A 24,551-nucleotide genomic window follows, 5' to 3' on the forward strand; every position below is an offset into this window, starting at 1 on the left:
ATATTGTCCGCATTGTTATATGGAATCGTAGCCTGGGGCAAATTATAAATGCGTTTTTTCACCGCGTTACGGAGAAAGCAATGGGAAAGTACAACCGAGTCTCCTGGATGGACGCGGCCGATTTCGACGACACGGCGGGTCGTCTGAACCGTCCGGCCATCCTCTGGCAGCCCACGGCCGACGTCCTGGAATCCGAGGACGGCTTCATCCTTCTGGTGGAGCTGCCCGGCATGACCCTAGCCGACGTGACCGTGGAACTCAAAGGAAACCAGTTGATTGTCTTCGGCCACAAGCCCGAGGAAAAACAGCGCGGACCGGTCCGCCACCACGTGGTGGAGCGGCCGTCCGGCCCCTTTGCCCGCGCCTTCACCCTGGGCTCCGGCGTGCGTGCCGAGGAGATCGCCGCCACCCTCAAGGACGGGCTGCTGACCATCACCCTGAAGAAGGCCGCGCCGCGCCGTCGCTCCATCCCGGTGGGCTGATTCCGCCTCCTCCCTTGTGCGATAGCCATTTCCGCCTTGACGTCCCGAGCCGAATTCCTATCTACTCGGTTCGGAGGACGACTTCATGACAAGTCAGTTGAAAACCGTGTTTCTTCTCGGCCTGCTCACCGGGCTGCTTATGCTCCTGGGCGGCCTTTTCGGCGGCAGGGCCGGGCTCTTCCTCGCTTTCGGGCTGGCCATGGTCATGAACGTGGGCAGCTATTGGTATTCCGACAAGCTGGTCCTGCGCATGTATCGCGCCCGCGAGCTTTCGCCCGGCGACGCCCCGCACATCCACCGCGTGGTGGAGGAAATGGCAGCCCGCGCGGGCATCCCCAAGCCGCGCATCGTGCTCATCCCCCAGGACGCGCCCAACGCCTTCGCCACCGGCCGCAACCCCGAGAACGCCGTGGTCGCGGTGACGCGCGGCATCGTCTCCATCCTCGACCCCGATGAACTTCGGGGCGTGCTGGGCCACGAACTCGGCCACATCGTCAACCGCGACATCCTGATCCAGACCGTGGCCGCGGTCCTGGCCGGGGCCATCGTCTTCATCGCCAACATGCTCCAGTGGTCGGCCATCTTCGGCATCGGCGGCTCGCGTGACGAGGAGGGAGGCGGCAACCCGCTGGCCGCCCTGGCCATGGCCTTCCTGGCCCCGGTGGCCGCCACCCTGATCCAGATGGCCATCTCCCGCTCGCGCGAGTTCCTGGCCGACGCCACGGGCGCGCGCCTGGCGGGCGACCCCCTGCCGCTGGCCGGGGCCCTCGGCAAGCTGGAGGCCGCCGCCGGGCGGGTTCCCATGCAGGGCAGCCCGGCCACCGAGAACCTGTTCATCGTCAGCCCGTTCCGTGGCCGTGGCCCGGTTTCGCTCTTCTCCACCCATCCGCCGGTGGAGGAGCGCATCGCCCGGCTGCGGGCCATGCCCCGAACCAACAGCTAAGAGCCCCATGCAACGCATTCTTCCGCACCTTCTCGTCCTGGCCCTGCTCCTTTCCCTTCCCCTCCCGGCGGCCGCCCGCGTCGCCAACCCGGACGACGACCGGCGCAGTCCGGTGGTCCGGGCCGTGGAGGCCGTCTCCCCCTCGGTGGTCAACATCACCGTGCTCAAGCAGGCCCAGGGAGGCGGCCGCGCGCCCTTCGGCGACACGTTCTTCGACCAGTTCTTCAAGGAGTTCTACGGCCAGCGCCAGTACCAGGCCCAGAGCCTGGGATCGGGCGTCATCATCGACGGCGAAAAGGCCCTGGTCCTGACCAACTCCCACGTCATCTCCGGCTCCGCCACCATCGCCGTGCGCCTCAAGGACGGCCGGGAGTTCAAGGCCGACCTGGTGGGCTCGGACCCGGACTTCGACCTGGCCGTGCTGAGGCTGCGCGGCGTCAAGGAGAAGCTGCCCGAGATGGCCATGGGCGACTCGGACGACATCTACATCGGTGAGACGGCCATCGCCATCGGCAACCCCTTCGGCTACTCCAACACGGTCACCACCGGCGTCATCTCGGCCCTGAACCGGCCCATGAAAACCAACCAGGGCTCCTTCGGCTCCTTCATCCAGACCGACGCGGCCATCAACCCCGGCAACTCCGGCGGGCCGCTGCTCAACATCCACGGCGAGCTCATCGGCATCAATACCGCCATCCGGGCCCAGGCCGAGGGCATCGGCTTCGCCATCCCCATCAACAAGGCCAAGCACGTCATCGACGAGTTGATCCACACCGGCCACGTCGCGCCCATCTGGCTCGGCCTTTTTGGCCAGGACATCGATCAGCCCACGGCCCACTATTTCCGGCTCAAGAACCTCAAGGGCATGCTCGTGGCCGAGGTCATGGCCGACACCCCGGCCCGGGCCGCCGGGCTGCGGCCCGGCGACGTCGTCCTCGGATTCAACGGCCAGGCCATCCAGGACAAGAACGACTACATGAGCCGCCTCTTCAACATCACCCGGGCCGAAAAGGCGACCCTGGCCGTGCTGCGCGACGGCAAGCGGTTCACCGTCTCCCTGGAGCCCAAGGTCCTGGACGCCGCCTCGGCCCAGGCCCTGGTCCTCTCGCGCTGGGGCTTCGGCCTGGGCGACAACGGCGGCCGGGGCGCCCTCGTGACCCGGATTACGCCCGGCAGCCCGGCCGACAAGCTCGGGCTGCGCAACGGCGACATCATCCACCAGATAGGCAACCGGGTCGTGGGCGGCAGCTCCGACCTCATCAACGCCTTTCTGCGCAACCGGATGCAGAACACGGTCATCATGCGCGTGCAGCGGGGCAACAACCTCTACTACGTTCGGCTGTCCCTCTAACCAGGAAGAACAATGGAAGACCAACGAAGATACTGGACCGAGCAAGGCGCGACCAAGACCTTCACCACCCCCCTGGCCCTCGACCTCTTCGCCAGGCATGTCCCCGCCTCGGCCCGCATCCTGGACTTCGGTTGCGGCTACGGCCGGACCCTGGCCGAACTGCGCGACGCAGGGTACGAAAACCTGACCGGCATCGACTTCTCCGAAACCCTTGTGGAGCGCGGCCGGGCCGAGAACCCGAGCCTGGAAATTCTGTCCTGGCCCGGCGGCAGGCTGCCCTTTGAGGACGGCAGCTTCGACGCCGCCGTCATGCTGGCCGTGCTGACCTGCCTGCCCGAGACCCCGTCCCAGGCCGAGGTCCTGCTGGAGCTCAGGCGCGTGCTCAAGCCCGGCGGCCTGCTCTACGTCACCGACTTCCTGCTCAACCGCGACCGCTACAACCTGGACCGCTACAAGATCGGGCAGGAGAAGTACGGCATCTACGGCATCTTCGACGTTCCGGACGGCGGCGTGCTGCGCCACCACGACGTCAACCACATGCAGGCCCTGTTCTCGGACTTCGAGACCCTCGCCTTCGAGGAGCGGGTCTTCCAGACCATGCACGGCCACGAGTCCAATGCCTTTTTCGCCCTGCTGCGTATGCCCGAATAGCGAACTGTTCAAAAACGGCGATCTGCGTCGTTGCTGCAAAAAGTTCAAACCCTCGCGTACGGGGAGTACGCTTCGGGCTTGAACTTTTTTTGCGCCTGGCATCTCACCATTTTGGGATAGTCCGCGGTATCCGTTGTAGGCGGCGAGGTGGTCGAAAGAAACAGGCCCCCGCGCATCGTGGGCGCTCGGGGGCCTGAGCGTTTGTTGCGGCCGGGGGCGGGGCGGGTCAGCCGACCACCGCGCCGTCGGCCATGCGGACCACGCGGTCGGCCCGGGCGGCGAAGCCGTCGTCGTGGGTGACCATGACCACGGCCAACCCGTCGCCGCCCAGCCCGGAGAGCAGCTCCATGACCGATTCGCCCGTGGCCCGATCCAGGTTGCCGGTGGGCTCGTCGGCGAAGAGCACGGCCGTCTCCTTGGCCAGGGCGCGGGCGATGGCCACGCGCTGCTGCTCGCCGCCCGAGAGGTGGCCTGGCAGCATGTTTCCCTTGTCCGCCAGGCCGACGCGGGCCAGGCAGGCGTCCGCCCGCTCGCGCACGGCCGGGGTGACCCGGCCCAGGCCGCGCAGGTAGGGCAGGAGCACGTTCTCGCGCGCGGAGAGGTAGGGCAGGAGGTAGTGGAACTGGAAGACCACGGAGAAGTCCTTGCGCCGCAGGCTGTTGAGCCGGGCCGGGGAAAAGGCCGTGACGTCCTCGCCGTGGTAGAGGAGCTCGCCCGCGTCGGGCGCCAGCAGGGTGGAGAGGACGTTGAGCAAGGTGGTCTTGCCCGAGCCCGAGCGGCCGACGATGGCCACGAACTCGCCGGGCCGGACGGTCAGGCCGACGTCGCGCAGGGCGGGCGTCTCGCCGCCCTCGGAGTGGAAGGTCTTGCGGATGTTTCTGGCTTCAAGCATGGGCGCCTCCTAGAGCGAAACGAGGGCCCGCGAGGGCTCCACCGCCGAGGCCTTCCAGGCCGGGAAGAAGGCGGAGAGCACGGACACGGCCAGGATGAGCAGGCAGGTCATGGCCATGTGCGCGGGGTCGAAGGTGATGGCCGCGCCCTTGGCCATGTCCAGGACGCCCAGGATGCGGCCGCTGAGCAGGAATCCGGCCCCGTATCCAGCCACTCCGGCGAACAGGCCGATGAGCAGGGCCTCGTAGCAGAAGATGGAGAAGATGCCCGCGCGGGAGAATCCGAGGGAGCGGAGCAGGCCGATCTCGCGGATGCGCTCGTTGACCGAGGAGAGCATGGTCACGCCGACCATGCAGCAGGCGATGAACAGGATGACCAGGCTGACGGTCAGGACCAGCCGGCGGACGAAGTCCACGGAGAGCATCCGCTGCTTGACCACGGACTGTAGGGCCTTGACCTCCGTGCCGGGCAGCGCGGACCGGAGCTGGCCCACGATCTCCTCGATGGGGCAACCTGCGCACAGGGCGGCCACCTCCACGAAGCTGACGCGGTCCGGGGTTCCGGCCAGGGCCTGGCAGAACGCCATGCCCGAAAAGAGGACCGCGTCGTCGTCGCCCCCGGTGGGCGCGAGGACCCCGGTGACCACGGCCTCCCGGCCGTCCAGCGTTACCTTGGAACCGGGCGAGAGCCCGAGCCGCGCCGCGGCAGCGGCCCCGGCCACCAGCCCGTTTTCCGTGTCCGGGAAAGCGCCGTTTAAGGCCCAGTAGCCCTTGAGGACCTTCTCCCTGTCCCAGCGCACGCCCACGAGTCCCACGGGCGCGCCGTCCGCGTGGGCCACGGCCACCAGCTTGGGGGCCACCACGCTGATCCGCTCGGACAGGCCGATGGAGCGCACGCGCGCCTCGGTGGCCGCTTCGGGCAGGGAGGTTTCGCCCAGGGACATCTCGCCCAGGGAGAACCCGCCGTAGCCCAGGTGGAGCTTCTCGGCCCCCGGCATGACCAGGATATTCGCGCCGAAGGCGGTCAGCTTTTTCTCCAGCGAGTGGCCGACCACGGTGGAGACGTAGTCCAGGGCCACGATGGAGGTGACTCCCAGTCCGAAGACCAGCGCCAGCAGGGCGGATTTGAGCCACTTGCGGCGCAGGTTTCGCAGGGGGATGGTCAGGAGGTTCATCGGAAATATCCGGCCCCGGCCAGGATGTCCGCCTCGGAGATGACCACGTCGCCGTGTTCGACGGCGCGGTCGAGGGGCGCGGGATTGCAGCCGCCCCGGACCTCGTTGATGCGCGCGGAGTGGAAGCGCTGGCCGCAGTTGTTGCAGACCATGAAGTCGCCCTCCTGGGAGTAGCCCTTGCCCTCTCGCCAGCACACGTCGCAGGCGTCGAAGGCCGCGCGGATCACCCCGTCGCTCGACTTGAGGACGAAGAACTTCACGTCCCGGCCGTCCTTTTTATAATGGTAATAGTGGGCCGCGCCGTCCGACACGTCGTCCGCCGGGATGACCACCCGGCCGTTTTCCGGTTCCACGGCCGCGTACTTGCCGAATCCGAGCCAGGCATGGGCCGTGCCCGCCGCCAGCACCAGGGCCGCCATCAGCCCCAACATCCAGGGTGCGCCTTTCATGCGGTTCCCTCCCTCGTTTGATTCCATACCGCATAAGTATAGAATACGTGCAAATGGACCGCGCATCCTGCACGGAATGTGCCATCTAGTAACGCTTATCATCCCGTTGGGTTGCCATTTCCGGCTTGTGCATCCGGCCACCGCATGTGCAGCAATCTGCGCATCCGCCCGCTACATCTTGCACAGCCTCCCATGCCAAGTGATCCATTCCCTCAGTGCATGAATCCCGCCCTTCCCCCGGCCGCCGGAGGCGACAAAAAAAGGGCCGGTCGGCATCAAGCCGACCGGGCCCTGTGGTATCGTCGTCGACGACGTCCGGCCTAGTTGAGCAGGTCGGGACGGGTGATCTCGATCTTGGCGGACTTGCGCAACTTGGCCATGAAGGCGTTGAGCGCCTCGCCCTCGTAGTTCTGGTTGGCCTGGGCGATCCAGGCGTCCTTGTGCTGGTTCCAGGCTTCTTCCGGGGCGGGGATGATCGCGTTCCGGCGCACGACAAGGGTGCCCGCCGGGACGGCGAAGGGCTGGGGCAGCCAGCCGTTGTCCTTGGCCTGGAAGATGGCGGTGGCCAGGTTCGGGTTGGCGCCGAGGTCCGGGATGTCGCCCTTGCGGCTGAAGGGCTGGGAGGTCTTGATCTCCTTGGCGTAGAGGTCGGCCCCATCCTTGGCGGCGGTGATGGCGGCCAGGATCTCCTCGCCCTTCTTGGCGGCCATTTCGCGGGCCTTTTCCTGCTTGATGGCCTTGACGATGACGTCCTTGACCTTCTCGACCGGCAGCGGGGCGGAGGGGATGTCCTCCACCTTTTCCACGAGCATGTAGCCGCCGTCGATGGCCAGCGGGGTGCTGTGGGCCTCGCCCACGGGGAGCTTCATGACCACCTTGGCGGCCTCGGGGGTGAGCCCGAAGGCCTGGGGCAGCATGTTCTCCGGCACGGGCCGGGAGGTGACGGCCAGCAGGCCGAGCTCGTCGGCCACGGCTTCCAGCTTCATGCCCGAGACGAGGCGGTCCATGGCCTGGTCGAGCATGTCGGAGCTCTTCTCGGACGCCTTTTCCTCGGCGATGGTGCGGGAGATTTCGTCCTTGACCTCGTCGAGGGACTTGTCCTTGGCGTCCTTGCGATCCTCGACGTAAATGATGTGCCAGCCGAACTGGGTCTTGACCGGCTCGCTGACCCCGCCCTTGGGCGTGGCGAAGGCGGCTTCCTCGAACTCGGGGACCATGTCGCCCTTGCCGAACCAGCCGAGCTCGCCGCCGCGCGGGGCGCTGGGGCCTTCGGAATACTTCGCGGCCAGGGCGGCGAAGTCCGCGCCGGGCTTGACGGCCTGGGCGTATATCTCGTCTATCTTTTCCTTGGCCTTCCGTTTGGTCTCGTCGGAGTCGGCGTCCTTGGACAGGACCAGGATATGGCGGGCCTGGACCTGCTCCTTCTGGACCAGCTCGTCCTTGTGGGCGGCGTAGTAGTCCTCGATCTCCTTCTCGTCCACCTTCTGGAAGGCGGCCAGGTCCTTGGGGGTGAAGGAGAGGTAGCGGACCCGGACCTGGGCCGGGACCATGAAGCGGGCCTCGTTCTTGGTGTAGAACTCCTCGACCTGGGCGTCGGTGACCGGAATCTGGTCAACGAACCGGGCGGGGCTGACCAGGATGTAGTCCATGGTCGCGCGCTCGCCGATCCAGTCATAGATCTGCCGGGCCTGGGCAGGGGTGACCTCGCCGGTGGTCCGGACCATGCCCATGATCTTGTCGGCGATCATTTCCTTCTTGAAATTGGCCTCGAACTGGGGCGGGGTCATGCGGATGGAGCGGAGCGCCATCTGGTAGATGGTGCGGTCGAACTCGCCCTGCTGGTTCCAAAAGATGGACTGGCGGGTGATGGCCGCGAACACTTCCTTGTCGCTGACCGAGACGCCCAGGCGGGCGGCCTCGTCCATGAGCAGGCGGGAGTTGATGAGCTCGCCGAGGATCATCTGCTTGAACTGCGGGTCCTGCAACTGGGCCGGGGTGATGTTGGGGTTGGACTTGCGCAGCCCCTCGGCGGCGCGCTGGAAGGCGTCCTCGAATTCCGCGCGGGTGATGATGCGGTCGTTGACCGTGGCCAGGGTCGGGTCCTGCCCGTTGTCCATGCGGCCCATGCCGAAGGTCAGGACAAAGGCGAGGATGATGATGGCGAAGAGAATCTTGATGATCCAGCCGGACGCGTTTTCACGCATGATCTCTAACATCGCTACTCCAGGAAAAAGCTTGTCCGGCCGCCCCGTCGCGGGGCGGCCGGTTTTTCTCGAATGAGGGTTACGACTCGTTGCGGACCGCGTTGAGCAGGCCACCTGCCTGGATAATCTCCAGTTCCTTTTTGGTCAAATCATTTGTGACCGCGACGGGCTTGCCGCCCGCGACGGCGATCTCGATGGTCCCGCCGGGGGTCATCGCGCCCGCCGGGATGGTCAGGTCCGCGCCCTCGGCGAGCCGGTCGTAGTCCGCCGGGTCGGCCAGCAGGAGCGGCAGGATGCCGAAGTTGACCAGGTTGGCGCGGTGGATGCGCGCGAGCGACTTGACGATGACGGCCTTGACGCCCAGGTGGCGCGGGCCGAGCGCCGCGTGCTCGCGGCTGGAGCCCTGGCCGTAGTTCTCGCCGCCCAGGATGACGCCCTTGCCGTGCTCCTTCATGCGGGCCACGAAACCGGCGTCCACGCGGCTGAAGATGTACTGGCTGATGGCCGGGATGTTGGAGCGGAGCGCCGTGATCTCGGCCCCGGCGGGCAGGATGTGGTCGGTGGTGATGTCGTCGCCCACCTTGAGCAGGACCTTGGCCTCGATGGTCTCGGGCAGGGCGTCGAAGTCCTCCAGGGCCACGATGTTCGGGCCGCGCTTGATCTCCACCTTGGAGCCGTCCGCGGGCGGGAAGAGGAACAGGTCGCGGATGGAGGGCACGTCGTCGGGCAGGGAGACGCGCTCCGGGGCCGGGCCCCAGGTGGCCGGGTCGGTGAATTCGCCCTCCAGGGCCAGGCGCGCGGCGGTCTGGGCGGAGACCAGGTAGACCTGGCCGTCCAGGGTGCCGGAGCGTCCCTCGAAGTTTCGGTTGAAGGTGCGCACGGACACGCCGCCCGAGGTGGGCGAGCCGCCCATGCCGATGCACGGGCCGCAGGTGCATTCCAGGACGCGCGCTCCGGCGTCGAGCAGCGGCTCGATCAGCCCCTCGCGGGCGAGCATCTTCATGACCTGCTTGGAGCCCGGGGAGATCATCAGGTCGGTGTCGGCCGGAGTCTGCCTGCCGCGCAGGATCTGGGCGGTGTTCTTGAGGTCGGAATAGGAGGAGTTGGTGCAGGAGCCGATGGCTACCTGGTCGATCTTCTTGCCCGCGAGGTCCTTCACCTTGCAGACGCGGTCGGGCATGTGCGGCTGGGCCACCAGGGGCTCCAGCTCGGAGAGGTTGATCTCGATGATCTCGTCGTACTCGGCGTCGGCGTCGGCGACCAGCTCGGTGAAGTCGGCCGCGCGGCCCATTCTGGCCAGGAAGTCCCTGGTCTTTTCATCGGCCGGAAAGATGGAGGTGGTGGCCCCCAGCTCCGCGCCCATGTTGGTGACGGTGGCGCGGTCGGGCACGGAGAGCGTGGCCACGCCGGGACCGGCGTACTCGAAAACCTTGCCCACGCCGCCCTTGACGGTCAGGCGGCGCAGCAGCTCCAGGATGACGTCCTTGCCCTGGGCCCAGCCGGTCAGCTCGCCGGTCAGGTGGACCTTGACCACCTTGGGCATGGGGATGAAGTAGGGCTGCCCGGCCATGGCCAGGGCCACGGAGAGCCCGCCCGCGCCCATGGCCATGGCGCCGATGCCGCCGGCCGTGGGGGTGTGGGAGTCGGAGCCGATCAGCGTCGCGCCGGGCTTGGCGAAATTCTCCAGGTGGAGCTGGTGGCAGATGCCGGTGCCGGGGGCCGAGAACACGGCGCCGGACTTGGCGGCCACGGTGCGCAGGTAGCGGTGGTCGTCCGGGTTGCGGAAGCCCATCTGCAGGGTGTTGTGGTCCACGTAGGAGACCGAAAGGTCGGTGCGGACCTTGCCGATGCCGATGGCCTCGAACTGGAGCCAGGCCATGGTGCCGGTCGCGTCCTGGGTCAGGGTCTGGTCGATGCGAAGGCCGATTTCGCGGCCGGGGATCATCTCGCCGGAGACGAGGTGCTTCTCGATGATCTTGCGGGTGATGGATTTGCCCATTGCTGCTCCTGCGTTTTGAACGTTATCGGTGGACTCTCGGGCCGCCGGAGGGCGTGCAGGCGGGGCCGGGCCTCTCAACTCCCGTCCCCGCGCTCCCGGCGGGATCATCTGCTAAAACAGAAAGCCGCTTTTCACGCCGCTGCTGACCCCGGCCTCGTCCTGCATGCCAAGGCGGATGCGGTTGATCTTGTTGGTGCGGAACTTGATGTCCACATCGAGGCGCAGCTTGAGCTGCTGCGCCTCGAAGATCTCGGCCGGGTGGAACACGCCGTTTTGCGGGTCCTCGCTTTCGCGAAGCTCGCGGATCAGGCGCATGGTCTTCTCGCGCTCCAGGCTCAGCCGCGCCACCTCGGCCTCCAGGGTCGGGATGTCGTCGCTGAGCCGTTTTTCCACGGGCTCGCTAGCGGATCTTGATTCGTCTGCGTGAGTCATCTTTCTTCTCCGGCACCGGCTTGGGCTTCATCTTGCCGGTGGGCAGGGAGTTGTAGAAGTTCCAGAATTCCGGCCAGGTGGCGGTCACCTCGCCGTGGTTCTCCAGGACGATGCCGGGCACGGCGTAGGCGGCCAGGGCGCAACCCATGGACCAGGCCGGTTCCGGGCTGAACCAGGTGCCGTCCCAGGTCCGGCCGCCGGGCTTGACCTCAAGCCCATCCTCCGTGACCTCGTAGGGCACGCCCATGCGGTCCAGGAGCTCGGTCAGGGTCTCGTCCGCCTCGCCCTTGAGGGTGGCGGCTCCCGCCTTGAGGGCGGCGGCCAGGGCCAGGGGGCGCAGCTCCGGAAACTCGGCCAGGCTGATGACCGGGTTTTCGGGCATCTCGCCCGCCTTGGTGGCGATGACGTTCTCGGTGGCCACGTCGATCTTGAGCCCGAGGTTGCGGAGCTCGGCCACCACGCGGTCGGCGGCCTCGCCGCGCGGCCAGGTCCCCTCGATGTTGATGGAACCGCCCGAAAGCAGGGGCAGCCCCATGAGCAGGGCGTTGAGGCGCACGGACAGGGGCAGGGCGGGCCGCGCCTCCATGGCCGGGACGGCGCTCTTCACGCGCACGGCGTCCTTGTCCAGGCTGGCCTCGATGCCGCAGGCGGTCAGGACCGCCACGGATTCGGCCGCCCGGGTCCGGGCCGCGCCGGACAGCCCCTTGATGGTCAGGCCGCCCGCGAAGGACCAGGCGGCCAGGGTCAGGGCCCCGGCGAAATCCGGGTCCATGCCGCCGGGCAGGGTGATCTCCTCGTCCATGACGCCGCCGCACTCCAGGCGGGCGGGCAGGCCGGGGTTGTTCGGGTTCATGGCCACCAGGCGCGCGCCCAGGGAGGGCAGGACCTTGTTCAGGGCGGCCACGTCCAGCAGTTGGAGCGCGGGTTTGCCAGTGAACTTGCACCGCCCGGCGTGGCCCAGGGCCAGGCAGAGCAGCAGGTAGAAGTTGAACGGGTCCTCGCCCACGAAGATCATGTTGCCCTCGAACCGGAGCAACTCGCCGCCCTGGCTGCGGATCTCCTGGTCGTCCCAGGAGATGGGCGCGCCCGCCTGCTTGAGGGCCTTGGCCAGGTCCTTGTTGGGCGCGTTCATGGTCACCGGGGAGAGGACCACGGGCAGCCCGGCGGCCGCGGCCGTGGCCAGCATCATCCGGGTGACGCGGAAGGAGCGCGGCCCGGCGATGGACGCGCCGACGGCCTCCACGCGCGGGGCGAGCTTGTAGCCCTCGCCGGTGAACTTTTCGCGCGCGTCGGCCAGGGAGAACTGGTTGAGCAGGGTGAAGAGCTGCTTGGCCAGCTTGGCGTCCAGGCCGAGCTCGCCAGCCTTCTTGTCAAAGGCGGCGCGCATCAGCTTTTCGAGCTTGGGGTCCACCAGGGACTTCTGCCGGGACTTGCGCCAGGCCCCTTCCTTGCGGATGAGGTAGGAGCGCTTCTCCAGCAGGTCCAGGACCTGGTTGTCGAGTTCGGAAATGTCGTTCAGGCGCCGGCCGGCCACCTTGGCGGCACGGTCCTCCTCTTCGTCCTCGTTGCGTTCGGGGAGGTTGCCGAAGAAGTCGCGCTTGGGGCGGCCGCCGGAGCGGGGGCCGCGCTTGTCGAACTTGCGGGGGGGGCGTCCGCCGTCGCGCTCGGGGCGGCGGGGGGCGTCGTCATCTTTGCGGATCTTGATCATGGTCTTTCCGTCTTCCTTATAGTGATTTTGATCCCCGCCTTGGCGGGAACCGCTTTCTAGCCTGAAAGCGCGTGGGATGCAAGAGGGGCGGCATCCCCTTCGCTGGCGGGAAGCGGCCCGGTGCGTCGGCTTGCCCCCCGCGCATTTGTTGCATCTTGTCGGAATGATCGAAGAACAACCGCAAGCATCTTTTGGAAAGTACATAATTATATATTCGGCGGCGTTGCATCGACGGCTATGGATTTGCTTTTTCGAATTTGTCAATTCCGGGGCGAAACGACATTTCGGAGCGACCTGGGCGAGGAACGTCGGCATCCCCGGGGCGCGGTCAACCACATGCCGATGTCGGGGGGCGGGAGGCGCTCCGCAAACTCGGTATCCGGTAGGTCTTGTTGCCCGCGCCAGGACCGATGTCCGGCACGGGCGGGAGCGGACGGGGCCGGACCGAACGGGCCGGAGCTAGGGCCTGGCGCGCAGGGCGGACCGCACCCCGCGCAGGGTCACCGCGCCGATGACCAGCACGCCGCCCGCCACGGCGAAAGGTCCGGGCAGCTCGCCGTAGCCCAGGGCCACCCAGATCGGGTTGAAGATCGGCTCAAGCATCATGACCAGGATGGCCTCCAGCGCGCCCAGCCGCTTGATGGCCCAGACGTAGAGCGCCAGGGAGACGCCCTGCTGGAGCGCCCCGAGGTAGAGCAGTCCGGCCCATCCCGCGGCGTCGGGCAGGGAGCCGAAAAGGAAGGGCAGGCCACAGAGGGCGGTCAGGCCATGGCCCAGGATGACCGACTCCACGGGCGAGGCGTCCTTTTGCGCGCGCATGGACAGGGTGAAGGCGGCGTATGACAGGCCGGTGCCCACGGCCAGGATGTTGCCGAGCAGCCCGGCGGGGGTCAGCCTGTCCAGGAAGAAGAGGGCCATGCCGCCCACGGTTGCCGCGATGAAGGCCCAGTCGGAGGGGCGGGTCCGCTCCCCGAGGAGCCGGGGGGCAAGCAGCGCCCCGTACACGGGCGCGGTGTAGGCCAGGAGGATGGCGTTGGCCGAGGTGGTCCACTTGGTGGCCGCCACGTTGGTGACGAGCAGTCCGGCATATCCGGCGGCCGCCGCCCACTGGACGGGAGAGAGCCGGAAGCGCAGCCGGCCCCGGAAAAGGCAGAGGAGGGTGAGGGCGGCCAGGGCGCTGCGCGCCCCGGTGATGGCCATGGGCCCGAGGGGGACCAGCTTGATGGCCAGCCCGCCCGAGCTCCAGATGAGCGCGGTGGCGGCCATGAGCAGCAGCGCCTTGGTGCGTTCGTTCACGTGTGCCTCGCGGGAGCGGTTTTCAGGTGCGGGCAGGGTACGGCCATCCAGCCGGGATTTCAACGGAATATCGTATGCTACGGGGCGAAATCGGGACGTCGGCCTCCGTCCAGCCGGTCGAACCGCCGAGATTGCGCAATTTTGCACAAGCTTGTGCCGGGCGGGAGGCCGGGCCGCCTGCCGCGGCCGCGAGGCAAATGAAAAGGGGGCCGGCGCGAACGCCAGCCCCCTCGTATAGTCGGCAGTATGCCCGACCGGCGGACTTACTTCATGTCCTGACCGGAAGCGGCCTTCTGCATTTTGACCTCGACCTTCTCGGTGAGGTTCTCGTAGTAGTCGCGGAGGATGACCAGGACTTCGTCACGACCGAAGTGATCCGGAACCTCGGCGCCTTCGGACAGGGCCTTGCGCAGCTTGGTGCCGGACAGGATGACGCGGTCTTCCTTGGTGTGCGGGCAGGTGCGCATGGAGGCCATGCCGTCGCACTTGTAGCAGTAGAAGGTCCAGTCGATCTTCATCGGCTTGCAGAGCAGGGCCTTGCCGGGCTCCGGGCACGCCTCGGTGGCGTAGGGGATCCGGTCGAAGATTTCCTGGGCCTCGAACAGGCCGTAGAAGTCGCCGACGCCAGCGTGGTCACGGCCGATCAGCATGTTGTTGATGCCGTAGTTCTGGCGGAAGGTGGCGTGGATCAGGGCCTCGCGGGGACCGGCGTAGCGCATGTCGAGCGGGTAACCGGCGTTGATGACGTTGTCGGCCACGAAGTAACCGTCGATCAGGGCCTGGATGCATTTGATGCGGACCTGTCCCGGGATGTCGCCCGGCTTCAGGTTGCCGATCAGGGAGTGGATGACGACGCCGTCACACACTTCGATGGCGATCTTGGCCAGGAACTCGTGGGAGCGGTGCATGGGGTTGCGCAGCTGCAGGGCGGCGACGTTGGACCAGCCACGCTTCTCCATCTCGGCGCGGATCTGGGCGGGAGTCAGGTACACGCCGGGGTAACGCTTGGCGTAGTCGCCCTCGGACAGGACCTTGACCGGGCCGGCCAGGTTGTACTTGCCCTGGGCCATGACCATCTGGACGCCCGGGTGATCTTCCATGGCGACGGTCCAGAACTTGTCGTCGGCGGAGTCGGCGCCGGTGCCCTTGTAGACCTTCTCGCACTCCCATTTCTTGTCGGCTTCGGTCAGCTCGTACTTCTCTTCGACCTTCATGGTGGCGTAAACGATGCCATCTTTGGCCTTCAGGGCGACTTCATCGCCGACCTTGACGTCTTCGTCGTTGGTGTCCAGGGTGATGGGGATCGGCCAGAAGGTGCCGTCGGACATCAGGAACTTCTCGCAGACGCCCTTCCAGTCGGCCTTTTTCATGAAGCCGTTCAGCGGAGAGAAGCCGCCGATGCCCATCATGATCAGGTCGCCCTTGGCGCGATCGGAGATTTCCAGGGTCTTCAGGCCAGCGGCCTTCTTGTTTTCAGCTTCGAGAGCAGCCCCTTCGAGCAGACAGCAGACGAGACCTTTACCACCATGAGGGGGTACCAATTTGGACATTTTAGCCTCCTAAAATAATTTAGTCAAAGAAACCATTGCCTTACTTCATGGCGTGCGAATTTAGACGCCTCTATACCATGAGATTTTCCCATATACTAGGGTTTGACCTTTTTGGCCGTTTGTGAAAGTCGTGTCAAGCTGTTTTTTCCGAACATCGGATGACGAATCAATCACCGTAGTGAAACGGGGCGTAAAATAGAGTTTTTCGCAAAAAGGTCTAGAAAAATTGCGTCAATCTCGCGGAATTTTTCGGCGTCATTCCAGTGTGTTGGGCGACCAGGACGATATTTGGGTAACGCGGGCAAAAAAGGCTTGCTAACAGTCGTCTATTTACACTAAAACTGGTGCTGGTTTAGGTGGAGAAAATCCGGTTTCCGCGAGAGCCCGTCGGCAGGCCCGGCAAAAGGGCCCCAGCGAGCTTCCGGGTGCCCCTGAGCACAGAGGGAACGCCTGCACGGACCGCCGCTTGTTAAAAAATTCACTTTCGCATTGACAAGGGGCCCCCGGCTTGTTAATTCCCAAATCCCGCCCTCATCGGTAGGGTGGCATATTTTGTTTTAGGTAGAGGACGTCGGTTTATTTGAATAATAAAACCCTTTAGGAGGAGAAGTTATGCCGACCTTTGTTAACCCGGAAAAATGTGACGGCTGCAAGGGTGGCGAAAAGACCGCTTGCATGTACATTTGCCCCAACGATCTGATGATTCTGGATCCGGCCGAGATGCGCGCCTACAACCAGGAACCGTCCGCTTGCTGGGAATGTTACTCTTGCGTGAAAATTTGCCCCCAGGGCGCTATTGAAGCCCGTCCGTACGCCGACTTCGCCCCCATGGGTGGAACCTCCATCCCGATGCGTTCCGCCGAAGACATCATGTGGACCGTCAAATTCCGTAGCGGCAACGTGAAGCGCTTCAAGTTCCCCATCCGCACCACCGCTGAAGGTTCCATCAAGCCCTACGATGGCAAGCCCGAGCCCACCGATCTGGACAACGAACTCCTGTTCACCGAGACCGAGCTGAAGGCCCCCAAGGCGGCCATCATGGAGCAGGCCTCCGTTACGGATGCCGACCTGAAGAAAGAGTGGAAGTTGGAAGACTACGCCAGCCTGGTCTAGTCCCGGCTGTTCGTCTGTCTGGTCCATCAACTTGAATTCACGTTAAATCCTAGGAGAAATATTATGCCTCTGCTTCCGATCAAAGAAGCTTCCAAGGGTGTCACTCTCGCCGAGCCGGAAATCATCGAAAAACACGTTGATATCCTTCTGGTAGGCGGCGGTATGGGCAACTGCGGCGTCGCCTTCGAGGCCTGCCGCTGGATCGAGAAGGTCGATCCTTCCATGAGCATCATGCTTTGCGACAAGGCTGCCCTCGAGCGTTCCGGCGCCGTTGCGCAGGGTCTGTCCGCCATCAACACCTACATGGGTGAAAACGATCCCGACGACTACGTCCGCATGGTCCGCACCGACCTGATGGGCATCGTCCGCGAAGACCTGATCTTCGACCTGGGCCGTCACGTTGATGATTCCGTCCACCTCTTCGAAGAGTGGGGCCTCCCCGTTTGGGTCAAGAAAGACGGCAAGAACCTGGACGGCGCCAAGGCCAAGTCCGAAGGTTTCGCCATCCGCAAGGGTGACGCCCCGGTCCGTTCCGGCCGCTGGCAGATCATGATCAACGGTGAGTCCTACAAGTGCATCGTGGCCGAGGCCGCGAAGAACGCCCTGGGCGACGAGCGCTACATGGAGCGCATCTTCATCGTGAAGATGCTGCTGGACGCCAACGAGCCCAACCGCATCGCCGGTGCCGTCGGCTTCTCCACCCGTGAGAACAAAGTGTACGTCTTCACCTGCAACGCCGCTGTCGTGGCTTGCGGTGGCGCCGTCAACGTGTACCGCCCCCGCTCCACCGGTGAGGGTATGGGCCGCGCCTGGTACCCCGTGTGGAACGCCGGTTCCACCTACACCATGGTCGCCCAGGTTGGTGGCGAAATGACCATGATGGAAAACCGCTTCGTGCCCGCCCGCTTCAAGGACGGTTACGGCCCGGTCGGCGCCTGGTTCCTGCTCTTCAAGGCCAAGGCGACCAACTACAAGGGCGAGGACTACTGCGAGACCAACCGCGCCATGCTGAAGCCCTACGAGGATCGCGGCTACGCCAAGGGTCACATCATCCCGACCTGCCTGCGTAACCACATGATGCTCCGTGAAATGCGCGAAGGCCGCGGCCCGATCTTCATGGACACCAAGACCGCCCTGCTCAAGACCGTCAACAACGATCTGACCGGTCCCGAGTGGAAGCACCTGGAGTCCGAGGCTTGGGAAGACTTCCTCGACATGTGCGTCGGCCAGGCCAACCTGTGGGCCGCCACCAACTGCGCTCCCGAGGATCGCGGTTCCGAGATCATGCCCACCGAGCCGTACCTCCTGGGTTCCCACTCCGGCTGCTGCGGCATCTGGGTTTCCGGTCCGGACGAGCCTTGGGTTCCCGAGATCTACAAAGTCAAGGCCGACAACGGCAAGGTCTACAACCGTATGACCACCGTCAACGGTCTGTTCACCTGCGCTGACGGCGTCGGCGCTTCCGGCCACAAGTTCTCCTCCGGCTCCCACGCTGAAGGCCGCATCGTCGGCAAGCAGATGGTGCGTTGGGTCATGGACCACAAGGGCTTCAAGCCGGTCCTGAAGGAAAAGGCCGCCGACATGGCCAAGGAGATCTACCAGCCCTGGTACACCTTCACCGCCAACAAGGGCGGTTCCACCGACCCGGTCGTGAACCCGGCCTACATCACCCCGCACAACTTCATGATGCGCCTCATCAAGTGCACCGATGAATACGGCGGAGGCGTTGGCACCATGTACATGACCTCCAAGGCCCTGCTGAACACCGGTTTCTGGCTGCTCGGCATGATGGAAGAGGATTCCCAGAAGCTGGCCGCCCGTGACCTGCATGAGCTGATGCGCTGCTGGGAACAGTTCCACCGCCTGTGGACCGTCCGCCTGCACATGCAGCACATCGAGTTCCGCGAGGAGTCCCGTTACCCGGGCTTCTACTACCGCGGCGACTTCATGGGCCTGGACGACAGCAAGTGGAAGTGCTTCTGCAACTCCAAGTACGACCCGGCCACCGGTGTGACCACCGTCTTCAAGAAGCCCTACGTCAAGATCATCCCTGACGCGTAAGCTTCAGCTTAGTTGACCTATCGTGACCGCGGGCCCCCCGGGCCCGCGGTCACTTCCCAATCTGCCGGGGCTAAAATGGTCTGAATCCGGGCCGGGACGGGCTCCCGGTCCGGGTTTAGGCCATTTTTTGGCTGAGCCTCAACTTTATTCGGGAGGAGTTAAGAGAATGTCGAACAACAGTATTCTCGTAGTAGGCGGAGGATTCGCAGGAATCACCGCCGCCCTCGAAGCCGCCGAAGTGGGCTACGAGGTCTACATCGTTGAAACCAATCCCTACCTCGGGGGCAGGGTCGCGCAGCTGAACCAGTACTTCCCCAAGCTGTGCCCCCCCTCCTGCGGTCTGGAGATTCAGTTCCAGCGGATCAAAAACAACCCCAAGGTCAAGGTCATCACCATGGCCGACGTCAAGTCGCTCTCCGGCACCGCCGGGAACTACAACGTCACCATCGCGCAGCGCCCCCGCTTCGTGAACGAGAAGTGCACCGCCTGCGGCAAGTGCGAGGCGGCCACCTCCACCAAGGTGACGAGCGAATTCGACTTCGGGACCGGCAAGCGCGGGCTGGCCTACAAGACCCACCCGTTCATGTTCCCCATGCGCTATGTCGTTGACGCCGGGAACGCGTCAGAGGGCGAGCTGAACGCCATCAAGAACGCCTGTCCCTACGACGCCGTCGACCTGGATGACAAGGGCAAGACTTTCGACCTGGCCGTGGGCGCCATCGTCGTGGCCACCGGCTGGAAGCCCTATGACGCCGCCAAGCTGACCAACCTGGGCGGCGGCAAGCTGAAGAACGTCATCACCAACATGCAGTTCGAGCGGTACTGCGCCCCGAACGGCCCCACCGGCGGCAAGATCATGCGGCCCTCCGACGGCGCAGAGCCCAAGAAGATCGCCTTTGTCCAGTGCGCCGGGTCCCGTGACCAGAACCACCTGAACTACTGTTCGTACATCTGCTGCATGGCTTCGCTCAAGCACGTCCGCTACACCCGCGAGCGCTCCGACGCGGCCGTCACCGTGTACTACATCGACCTGCGCACCCCGGGCCGCTACGCCAAGTTCAAGGACGCCACCGAGGCCGATCCGAAACTGAGCCTGGTCAAGGGCAAGGTCGCCGCCATCGTCGAGGACGCCCAGGGCAACCCGGTCGTCACCGTCGAAAACGCGCTTACCGGCATCAAGACCGACGAGAAGTTCGACATGGTCGTGCTCGCCACCGGCATGGAGCCCAGCTGCGCTGGCCTGCCCGGCGCCGCGGGAGCCACCGATGCCGACGGTTTCGTCATTGACGGCGAGGGCATCTTCGCCGCCGGTTGCGCCAAGCAGCCGCTTGACGTCATGAAGACCGCCCAGTCCGGCACCGCCGCCGCGATGAAGGCGATTCAAACCGTGGTTGGGAGGTAACCAATGGCTGAAAAGCTTGGAGTATATATCTGTGGAGGCTGCGACATCGGGGCCAATCTCGATGTCGATGCGCTGGCCAAGTTCTGCGCGGACGGGAAACACTCCTCCGCCGTCGCAGTCGCCAAGTCCAATCCGGTGCTGTGCAGCCCGGAAGGCAAGGCCATGATCGAGGCCGACATCAAGGAAAACGGCCTGGACGGTGTGGTCTGCTGCGCCTGTTCCCCCCGCGCCAAGTGGGACGTTTTCAAGTTCGGCGACAAGGTTCAGGTGGAACGCGTCTCCCTGCGCGAACACTGCGTGTGGTCCTACCAGGAAGACCCGAAGTTCCCCGGCCAGATGGAAATCATCGCCAAGGATTACTGCAACATGGGAATGACCAAGCTGATCAACAGCCGCATTCCCGCTCCGGAGCTGCCCACCGCCTTCAAGACCGTGCTGGTCATCGGCGGCGGCTTCACCGGCATGAAGGCGGCCCTGAACGCGGCCGCCCTCGGCTACTCCGTGATCCTGGTCGAAAAGCAGGACACCCTGGGCGGCAAGGCCGCCACCATGTACAAGTCCTTCCCCCTGGGCGCTCCCTATTCCGAGCGTGAGCAGGAGATCGGCATCGAGCAGGTCATCAAGGACGTGCAGGCCAACGACAAGATCAAGGTCATCACCGGCGCGACCCTGGAGTCCCTGGCCGGAGCCCCCGCCCAGTACAAGGCCACCATCGCGGGCCAGGAGTACGAGGTCGGCGCGTGCGTCATGGCCACCGGCTGGGTGCCGGGCAAGGGCGAGTTCCTGAAGCCGCTCGGCTACGGCTCCATCAAGAACGTGGTCACCGCCGCCGAGTTCGAGGCCATGGCCAAGAAGGGCGGCATCAAGACCGCCGACGGCAAGACCCCGACCTCCGTGGCCTTCATCGTGGACACCAGCCTGCTGATGAAGGGCGTCTCCTTCGGCGCTTGCGGCGAAGCCTGCGAAGGCCCCGAGGAAATGCCCTGCAAGGAAGGCGAGGCAGCCGAAGAGGGCGAGTGCGAATCCTACGTCTACCCGGACAAGGAATCCGCCAAGCACCTGGCCTACAGCTCCGAGCTGACCTCCCTGGTCGCCCTGAAGCAGGCCAACTACGTCCGCGAGCTCGCTCCCGACGCCCTGGCCTACATCATCTACGACCACATGATGGTGCCGGGCATCAACGAGAAGTACTACAAGGCCGCCCAGGACGATCCGGGCATCATGCTGACCAAGGGCACCGTCGCCTCCGTTTCCGAGGCGGGCAGCGCCGTGGTCATCAACGCCAAGAACACCCTGCTGGGCGAGAACGTGGCCATCTCCGCCGACCTGGTGGTCGTGCCCACGGCCATCGTGCCCACCACCGCGGCCGACCCGACCATGAACTTCGTCTACCGCCAGGGCCCGGCCTTCCCGGACCTGGAGCTCTTCGACGGGTTCGCTGATTCCAACTACATCTGCTTCCCCTACGAGACCCGCCGCACCGGCGTGTACGCCGCAGGCTGCGTTCGCCAGCCCATGGGCCTGGGCCTCGCGGCCGAAGACGCCGCCGGCGCCGCCCTCAAGGCGATCCAGTGCATCGAGTCCGCCAACCGCGGCGTGTCGGTCCATCCCCGCTCCGGCGACCTGAGCTTCCCCGAGTTCAACTTCACCCGCTGCACCCAGTGCAAACGGTGCACCGAGGAATGCCCGTTCGGCGCGCTCGACGACGACGCCAAGGGCACCCCGCTGCCGAACCCGACCCGCTGCCGTCGCTGCGGCACCTGCATGGGCGCGTGCCCGGAGCGCGTCATCAGCTTCGCCAACTACGGCATCAGCCAGATGGGCCAGGCGATCAAGGAAGTGAAGGTTCCCGATACCCTGGACAAGGGCGGACCCCGCATCATCGTGCTCTGCTGCGAGAACGACGCCTACCCGGCGCTCGACATGGCCGCCATGCGCGGCAAGAGCTGGAGCCCGTACGTACGCTTCCTGCCCGTGCGCTGCCTCGGCTCGGTCAACGCCATCTGGGTCGCCGACGCCATGAGCAAGGGCATCGACGGCGTCATGATGCTGGGCTGCAAGTTCGGCGACGACTACCAGTGCCACTTCGTCAAGGGTTCCGAGCTGTGCAACCGCCGCAAGGAAAACATCGCCGAATCCCTGGGCCGCCTGGGCGTCGAGCCCGAGCGCGTCGAACAGTTCGAGGTCTCCATCGACATGTACGACAAGGTCCCGGGCCTGATCGACGAATTCGTCAGGAACATCACCACCAACTTTGGCCCCAACCCGTTCAAGGGTTACTAGGAGGTACGGAATGTCTACTACCGTGAAGGTACAACCGGACCTTAAGTTCGTGAAGGAGTTGCAGGCCGTGGGCGGCGACTCCCTGAAGAAATGCTACCAGTGCGCCACCTGCTCGGTGGTCTGTCCCCTGTCCCCGTCCGACAGCCCGTACCCCCGCAAGGAGATGGTCTGGGCGCAGTGGGGCCTCAAGGACCGCCTGGTCAACGATATCGACATCTGGCTCTGCCACAACTGCGGCACCTGCTCCACGCTGTGCCCGCGCGGCGCCAAGCCGGGCGACCTGCTGGCCGCCCTGCGCAACATGGCCTACCGCAACCTGGCCCCGCTGCCGATCATCGGCAAGCTGATGTCCAGCTCCGCCGGCCTGCTGCCCCTGGCCGCCGTCCCGGCGCTGATCTACGGCATCATCTGGATCATCATGGCCGGCAAGCTCGGCTCCTTCCTGCCCACCTTCGAGTGGGACGAAGCCGCACACGGCTGGAAAGCGGTCTCCGACGGCATGGTCGTCTTCGGCGGCCTGTTCCCCGGCGACTACACCATCGACCCCATCTTCATCCTGGTCTTCCTGTTCATGCTCTGGGGCTTCTTCGCGGGCGTCCGCAACATGCTCAAGGCCTTTGAGGCGCAGCCCAAGACCTTCATCGTGGGCCGCAAGAAGGAACCCTGCTTCATCGCCTGCCTGATCGACACCTTCAAGTACGAGATCCTGCAGCACACCCAGTTCAACGAGTGCAACGACGAGGAGTCCGACGAACTCGACCAGAAGCGCGCCGGTGGGCACAAAATGCTCATGTACGCCTTCATCTGCCTGATGGTCGTCACCGGCGTCGTGGCCTCCGGCCACTGGGGCGGCTGGTTCCTGACCGCCATCGGCATCGAGTCCCTGGGCCACATCGTGTCCGCCATCGGTCACACCCCGATGCCGCTGTACCACCCGATCAAGCTGCTGGCCTTCGTCGGCGCGGGTCTGGGCGTCTACGGCCTCATCGCCCTGACCAAGCGGCGCGTGAACCTGGACCAGGAAAAACAGTCCTCCAGTTGGTACGACTGGTACCTGCTGACCCTGATCTGGACCATCTTCCTGACCGGCCTGGGCGCCTTCGTGTTCCGTATCCTGGGCGTGGCCCTGCTGGCCTACCCCCTGTACTACGTGCACCTGATCGGCGTGTTCATGCTGCTGGCGTACCTGCCGTGGTCCAAGTTGGGTCACCTGGTCTACCGTACCGTGGCTTTGTCCTATGCCAAGAAGATTGGCCGCATTCCCATGGGTGACGCGAAATAGTCGCCTGGGTGAACATACAAAAACGAAGCTTACTTAGTTAAGGAGGCATCAAATGGCTGAAGCTAAGGTTTTCCCCATGAACGCTTTCGTGTCTGTTCTTCGCGGCGAAGCCGCCGATCAGACTCAGCTCGATATGCTGGCTTACATCACCCAGGCCGAAACTCTGGACGTGGACGTCGCCCCCGTGGCGCAGGCCCTCTCCAAGGCCTGGATCTATGAGCAGGAGCCCGGCCTGACCAAATACGCCGAGGGCGACATCGCCAAGCTCGGCAACCAGGTCAAGATCGAGGCCCTGCCCGAGGCCGAGGCCACCCGCGCCAAGGCCGTCCTGGAAATCATGGCCGCCCTCAAGGCCGAGAACGCCGCCCTCAAGGCCGAGGTCGAGAAACTGACCGCCGAGAAGGCCGAACTCAACGCCAAGCTCGATCCGCTGGTCGCCAAGGTCAAGACCATCGACGCCGCCAACAAGGCCGGTGAGCAGCAGGTCTCCGTGGCCACCACCAAGCTCAACGAGATGACCGCCAAACTCAACGAGCTCATGGAAGAAGTGGACAAGGTCAAGAAGCAGGGTGTCGTTGTCGCCGGTGTTGCCGGTGGCGCCGACGCCGGTGCCGCCGCCGGCGGCATGGCCGACGGCCCCGCCGTCGGCGGCGAGCCCGAGCCCGACTTCGGCCTCGGTAGCGACGCGTTCGGCGGCGACTGGTAAGTCGCGAGCCGTTTTTGCGCAAAAATGCGGGGCCGCTCCTTGGGGAGCGGCCCCTTTTTTTGCGCAAAAACGGCTCGGGCGGCGGCTTCGGATAGCGGCGCGTCTGCACATTTTTCGAGGGGGGATTTGATCCTCACGTAGACCGACTACGCTGCGGTCAAATCCCCCCTCGAAAAATGCACATCCACACCACTCTCCAAAGCCTCGGTGCGTCGGAAAGGCCAGTGCGTGGGCGGGGGATGGCGAAGGGCGCTGCGCTGCTTCGCCGTTGTGCGGGGGCTGGGGATGAGGGAAGAAGGCTGGCATGAGGTTGGAGCGGGGAATGGGCAGGAGATTGAACGGGTTGGATTCGAGGCGTCGGAAAGGCCAGTGCGTGGGTGGGGAATGGCGAAGGGCGCTGCGCTGCTTCGCCGTTGTGCGGGGGCGGGGGATGAGGGAAGAAGGCGGGCATGAGGTTGGAGCGGGGAATGGGCAGGAGATTGAACGGGTTGGATTCGAGGCGTCGGAAAGGCCAGTGCGTGGGCGGGGGATGGCGAAGGGCGCTGCGCTGCTTCGCCGTTGTGCGGGGGCGGGG

The 24,551-nt window shown here is 65.1% G+C and carries 19 protein-coding genes; 10 read left to right on the plus strand and 9 right to left on the minus strand.

Going from position 1 to position 24,551, the window contains the following annotated elements:
- Nucleotides 1-80: 80 nt before the first annotated feature.
- The 4 genes from PHP91_RS08905 to PHP91_RS08920 all read left to right on the plus strand — a co-directional run bounded on the left by PHP91_RS08905 (nucleotide 81) and on the right by PHP91_RS08920 (nucleotide 3,427).
- On the plus strand, nucleotides 81-482 hold the full coding sequence (locus PHP91_RS08905; protein WP_300139697.1) for an Hsp20/alpha crystallin family protein: 402 nt from the start codon (nucleotides 81-83) through the stop codon (nucleotides 480-482).
- An 85-nt stretch (nucleotides 483-567) separates the two neighbouring features.
- On the plus strand, nucleotides 568-1,425 hold the full coding sequence (locus PHP91_RS08910; protein WP_300139699.1) for a zinc metalloprotease HtpX: 858 nt from the start codon (nucleotides 568-570) through the stop codon (nucleotides 1,423-1,425).
- A 7-nt stretch (nucleotides 1,426-1,432) separates the two neighbouring features.
- The gene (locus tag PHP91_RS08915) at nucleotides 1,433-2,776 is read left to right on the plus strand and encodes a trypsin-like peptidase domain-containing protein (protein ID WP_300139701.1); all 1,344 of its coding nucleotides are present in this window, start codon (nucleotides 1,433-1,435) and stop codon (nucleotides 2,774-2,776) included.
- 12 nt (nucleotides 2,777-2,788) lie between these two features.
- Nucleotides 2,789-3,427, plus strand: coding sequence for a class I SAM-dependent methyltransferase (locus PHP91_RS08920; protein ID WP_300139703.1), 639 nt, complete (start codon nucleotides 2,789-2,791; stop codon nucleotides 3,425-3,427).
- 226 nt (nucleotides 3,428-3,653) lie between these two features.
- Here PHP91_RS08920 and PHP91_RS08925 read toward each other — a convergent pair whose 3' ends face one another.
- From PHP91_RS08925 to sat, 9 genes are all read right to left on the minus strand, one after another.
- Complete coding sequence (locus PHP91_RS08925; RefSeq protein ID WP_300139705.1) at nucleotides 3,654-4,319, minus strand: ABC transporter ATP-binding protein; 666 nt, start codon at nucleotides 4,317-4,319, stop codon at nucleotides 3,654-3,656.
- A gap of 9 nt (nucleotides 4,320-4,328) precedes the next feature.
- Nucleotides 4,329-5,492 carry an ABC transporter permease gene (locus PHP91_RS08930; RefSeq protein ID WP_300139707.1) on the minus strand — a complete coding sequence of 388 codons (1,164 nt, stop codon included), beginning with the start codon at nucleotides 5,490-5,492 and terminating at the stop codon, nucleotides 4,329-4,331.
- Nucleotides 5,489-5,941 carry a DUF2318 domain-containing protein gene (locus PHP91_RS08935; protein WP_300139709.1) on the minus strand — a complete coding sequence of 151 codons (453 nt, stop codon included), beginning with the start codon at nucleotides 5,939-5,941 and terminating at the stop codon, nucleotides 5,489-5,491. The genes PHP91_RS08930 and PHP91_RS08935 overlap by 4 nt, the downstream gene beginning before the upstream one ends.
- Before the next feature lie 320 nt (nucleotides 5,942-6,261).
- Nucleotides 6,262-8,157 carry a SurA N-terminal domain-containing protein gene (locus PHP91_RS08940; protein WP_300139711.1) on the minus strand — a complete coding sequence of 632 codons (1,896 nt, stop codon included), beginning with the start codon at nucleotides 8,155-8,157 and terminating at the stop codon, nucleotides 6,262-6,264.
- 67 nt (nucleotides 8,158-8,224) lie between these two features.
- Nucleotides 8,225-10,144 carry an aconitate hydratase gene (locus PHP91_RS08945; RefSeq protein ID WP_300139713.1) on the minus strand — a complete coding sequence of 640 codons (1,920 nt, stop codon included), beginning with the start codon at nucleotides 10,142-10,144 and terminating at the stop codon, nucleotides 8,225-8,227.
- Between the two features lie 111 nt (nucleotides 10,145-10,255).
- Complete coding sequence (locus PHP91_RS08950) at nucleotides 10,256-10,576, minus strand: hypothetical protein (protein WP_300139715.1); 321 nt, start codon at nucleotides 10,574-10,576, stop codon at nucleotides 10,256-10,258.
- Nucleotides 10,545-12,284 carry a chorismate mutase gene (locus tag PHP91_RS08955; protein ID WP_300139716.1) on the minus strand — a complete coding sequence of 580 codons (1,740 nt, stop codon included), beginning with the start codon at nucleotides 12,282-12,284 and terminating at the stop codon, nucleotides 10,545-10,547. The genes PHP91_RS08950 and PHP91_RS08955 overlap by 32 nt, the downstream gene beginning before the upstream one ends.
- 459 nt (nucleotides 12,285-12,743) lie before the next feature.
- Entirely contained in the window at nucleotides 12,744-13,580 is an 837-nt protein-coding gene (locus PHP91_RS08960; protein WP_300139718.1) for a DMT family transporter, read from the minus strand.
- A 263-nt stretch (nucleotides 13,581-13,843) separates the two neighbouring features.
- Nucleotides 13,844-15,130 (minus strand): sulfate adenylyltransferase, encoded by a 1,287-nt coding sequence (sat, locus tag PHP91_RS08965; protein WP_300139720.1) that lies wholly within the window; start codon nucleotides 15,128-15,130, stop codon nucleotides 13,844-13,846.
- Nucleotides 15,131-15,742: 612 nt separating this feature from the next.
- Between sat and aprB the strand changes: the two genes are divergently transcribed.
- The 6 genes from aprB to PHP91_RS08995 all read left to right on the plus strand — a co-directional run bounded on the left by aprB (nucleotide 15,743) and on the right by PHP91_RS08995 (nucleotide 23,977).
- On the plus strand, nucleotides 15,743-16,243 hold the full coding sequence (gene aprB / locus PHP91_RS08970; protein WP_300139722.1) for an adenylyl-sulfate reductase subunit beta: 501 nt from the start codon (nucleotides 15,743-15,745) through the stop codon (nucleotides 16,241-16,243).
- A 63-nt stretch (nucleotides 16,244-16,306) separates the two neighbouring features.
- Nucleotides 16,307-18,304 (plus strand): adenylyl-sulfate reductase subunit alpha, encoded by a 1,998-nt coding sequence (gene aprA, locus PHP91_RS08975; RefSeq protein ID WP_300139724.1) that lies wholly within the window; start codon nucleotides 16,307-16,309, stop codon nucleotides 18,302-18,304.
- Between the two features lie 127 nt (nucleotides 18,305-18,431).
- Nucleotides 18,432-19,706: a CoB--CoM heterodisulfide reductase iron-sulfur subunit A family protein gene (locus PHP91_RS08980; protein ID WP_300139726.1), complete on the plus strand. Its 1,275-nt coding sequence runs from the start codon at nucleotides 18,432-18,434 to the stop codon at nucleotides 19,704-19,706.
- Between the two features lie 3 nt (nucleotides 19,707-19,709).
- Complete coding sequence (locus PHP91_RS08985; protein ID WP_300139728.1) at nucleotides 19,710-21,989, plus strand: FAD-dependent oxidoreductase; 2,280 nt, start codon at nucleotides 19,710-19,712, stop codon at nucleotides 21,987-21,989.
- Nucleotides 21,990-21,999: 10 nt separating this feature from the next.
- Nucleotides 22,000-23,271 carry a quinone-interacting membrane-bound oxidoreductase complex subunit QmoC gene (gene qmoC, locus PHP91_RS08990; RefSeq protein ID WP_300139730.1) on the plus strand — a complete coding sequence of 424 codons (1,272 nt, stop codon included), beginning with the start codon at nucleotides 22,000-22,002 and terminating at the stop codon, nucleotides 23,269-23,271.
- Nucleotides 23,272-23,323: 52 nt separating this feature from the next.
- Nucleotides 23,324-23,977, plus strand: coding sequence for a hypothetical protein (locus tag PHP91_RS08995; protein ID WP_300139732.1), 654 nt, complete (start codon nucleotides 23,324-23,326; stop codon nucleotides 23,975-23,977).
- The last annotated feature ends 574 nt before the right edge of the window (nucleotides 23,978-24,551 follow it).

This window comes from Pseudodesulfovibrio sp. (genome assembly GCF_028692895.1).
Lineage (GTDB): Bacteria > Desulfobacterota > Desulfovibrionia > Desulfovibrionales > Desulfovibrionaceae > Pseudodesulfovibrio.

Bases quoted from the DNA above. Each gene is read 5' to 3' on its own strand.
- PHP91_RS08920 (WP_300139703.1), top strand. From the start codon at position 2,789: ATGGAAGACCAACGAAGATACTGGACCGAGCAAGGCGCGACCAAGACC.
- PHP91_RS08950 (WP_300139715.1), bottom strand. From the start codon at position 10,576: ATGACTCACGCAGACGAATCAAGATCCGCTAGCGAGCCCGTGGAAAAA.
- PHP91_RS08940 (WP_300139711.1), bottom strand. From the start codon at position 8,157: ATGTTAGAGATCATGCGTGAAAACGCGTCCGGCTGGATCATCAAGATT.
- sat (WP_300139720.1), bottom strand. From the start codon at position 15,130: ATGTCCAAATTGGTACCCCCTCATGGTGGTAAAGGTCTCGTCTGCTGT.
- PHP91_RS08915 (WP_300139701.1), top strand. From the start codon at position 1,433: ATGCAACGCATTCTTCCGCACCTTCTCGTCCTGGCCCTGCTCCTTTCC.
- PHP91_RS08930 (WP_300139707.1), bottom strand. From the start codon at position 5,492: ATGAACCTCCTGACCATCCCCCTGCGAAACCTGCGCCGCAAGTGGCTC.
- PHP91_RS08910 (WP_300139699.1), top strand. From the start codon at position 568: ATGACAAGTCAGTTGAAAACCGTGTTTCTTCTCGGCCTGCTCACCGGG.
- PHP91_RS08945 (WP_300139713.1), bottom strand. From the start codon at position 10,144: ATGGGCAAATCCATCACCCGCAAGATCATCGAGAAGCACCTCGTCTCC.
- PHP91_RS08955 (WP_300139716.1), bottom strand. From the start codon at position 12,284: ATGATCAAGATCCGCAAAGATGACGACGCCCCCCGCCGCCCCGAGCGC.
- qmoC (WP_300139730.1), top strand. From the start codon at position 22,000: ATGTCTACTACCGTGAAGGTACAACCGGACCTTAAGTTCGTGAAGGAG.
- aprA (WP_300139724.1), top strand. From the start codon at position 16,307: ATGCCTCTGCTTCCGATCAAAGAAGCTTCCAAGGGTGTCACTCTCGCC.
- PHP91_RS08995 (WP_300139732.1), top strand. From the start codon at position 23,324: ATGGCTGAAGCTAAGGTTTTCCCCATGAACGCTTTCGTGTCTGTTCTT.
- PHP91_RS08985 (WP_300139728.1), top strand. From the start codon at position 19,710: ATGGCTGAAAAGCTTGGAGTATATATCTGTGGAGGCTGCGACATCGGG.
- PHP91_RS08935 (WP_300139709.1), bottom strand. From the start codon at position 5,941: ATGAAAGGCGCACCCTGGATGTTGGGGCTGATGGCGGCCCTGGTGCTG.
- PHP91_RS08905 (WP_300139697.1), top strand. From the start codon at position 81: ATGGGAAAGTACAACCGAGTCTCCTGGATGGACGCGGCCGATTTCGAC.
- aprB (WP_300139722.1), top strand. From the start codon at position 15,743: ATGCCGACCTTTGTTAACCCGGAAAAATGTGACGGCTGCAAGGGTGGC.
- PHP91_RS08925 (WP_300139705.1), bottom strand. From the start codon at position 4,319: ATGCTTGAAGCCAGAAACATCCGCAAGACCTTCCACTCCGAGGGCGGC.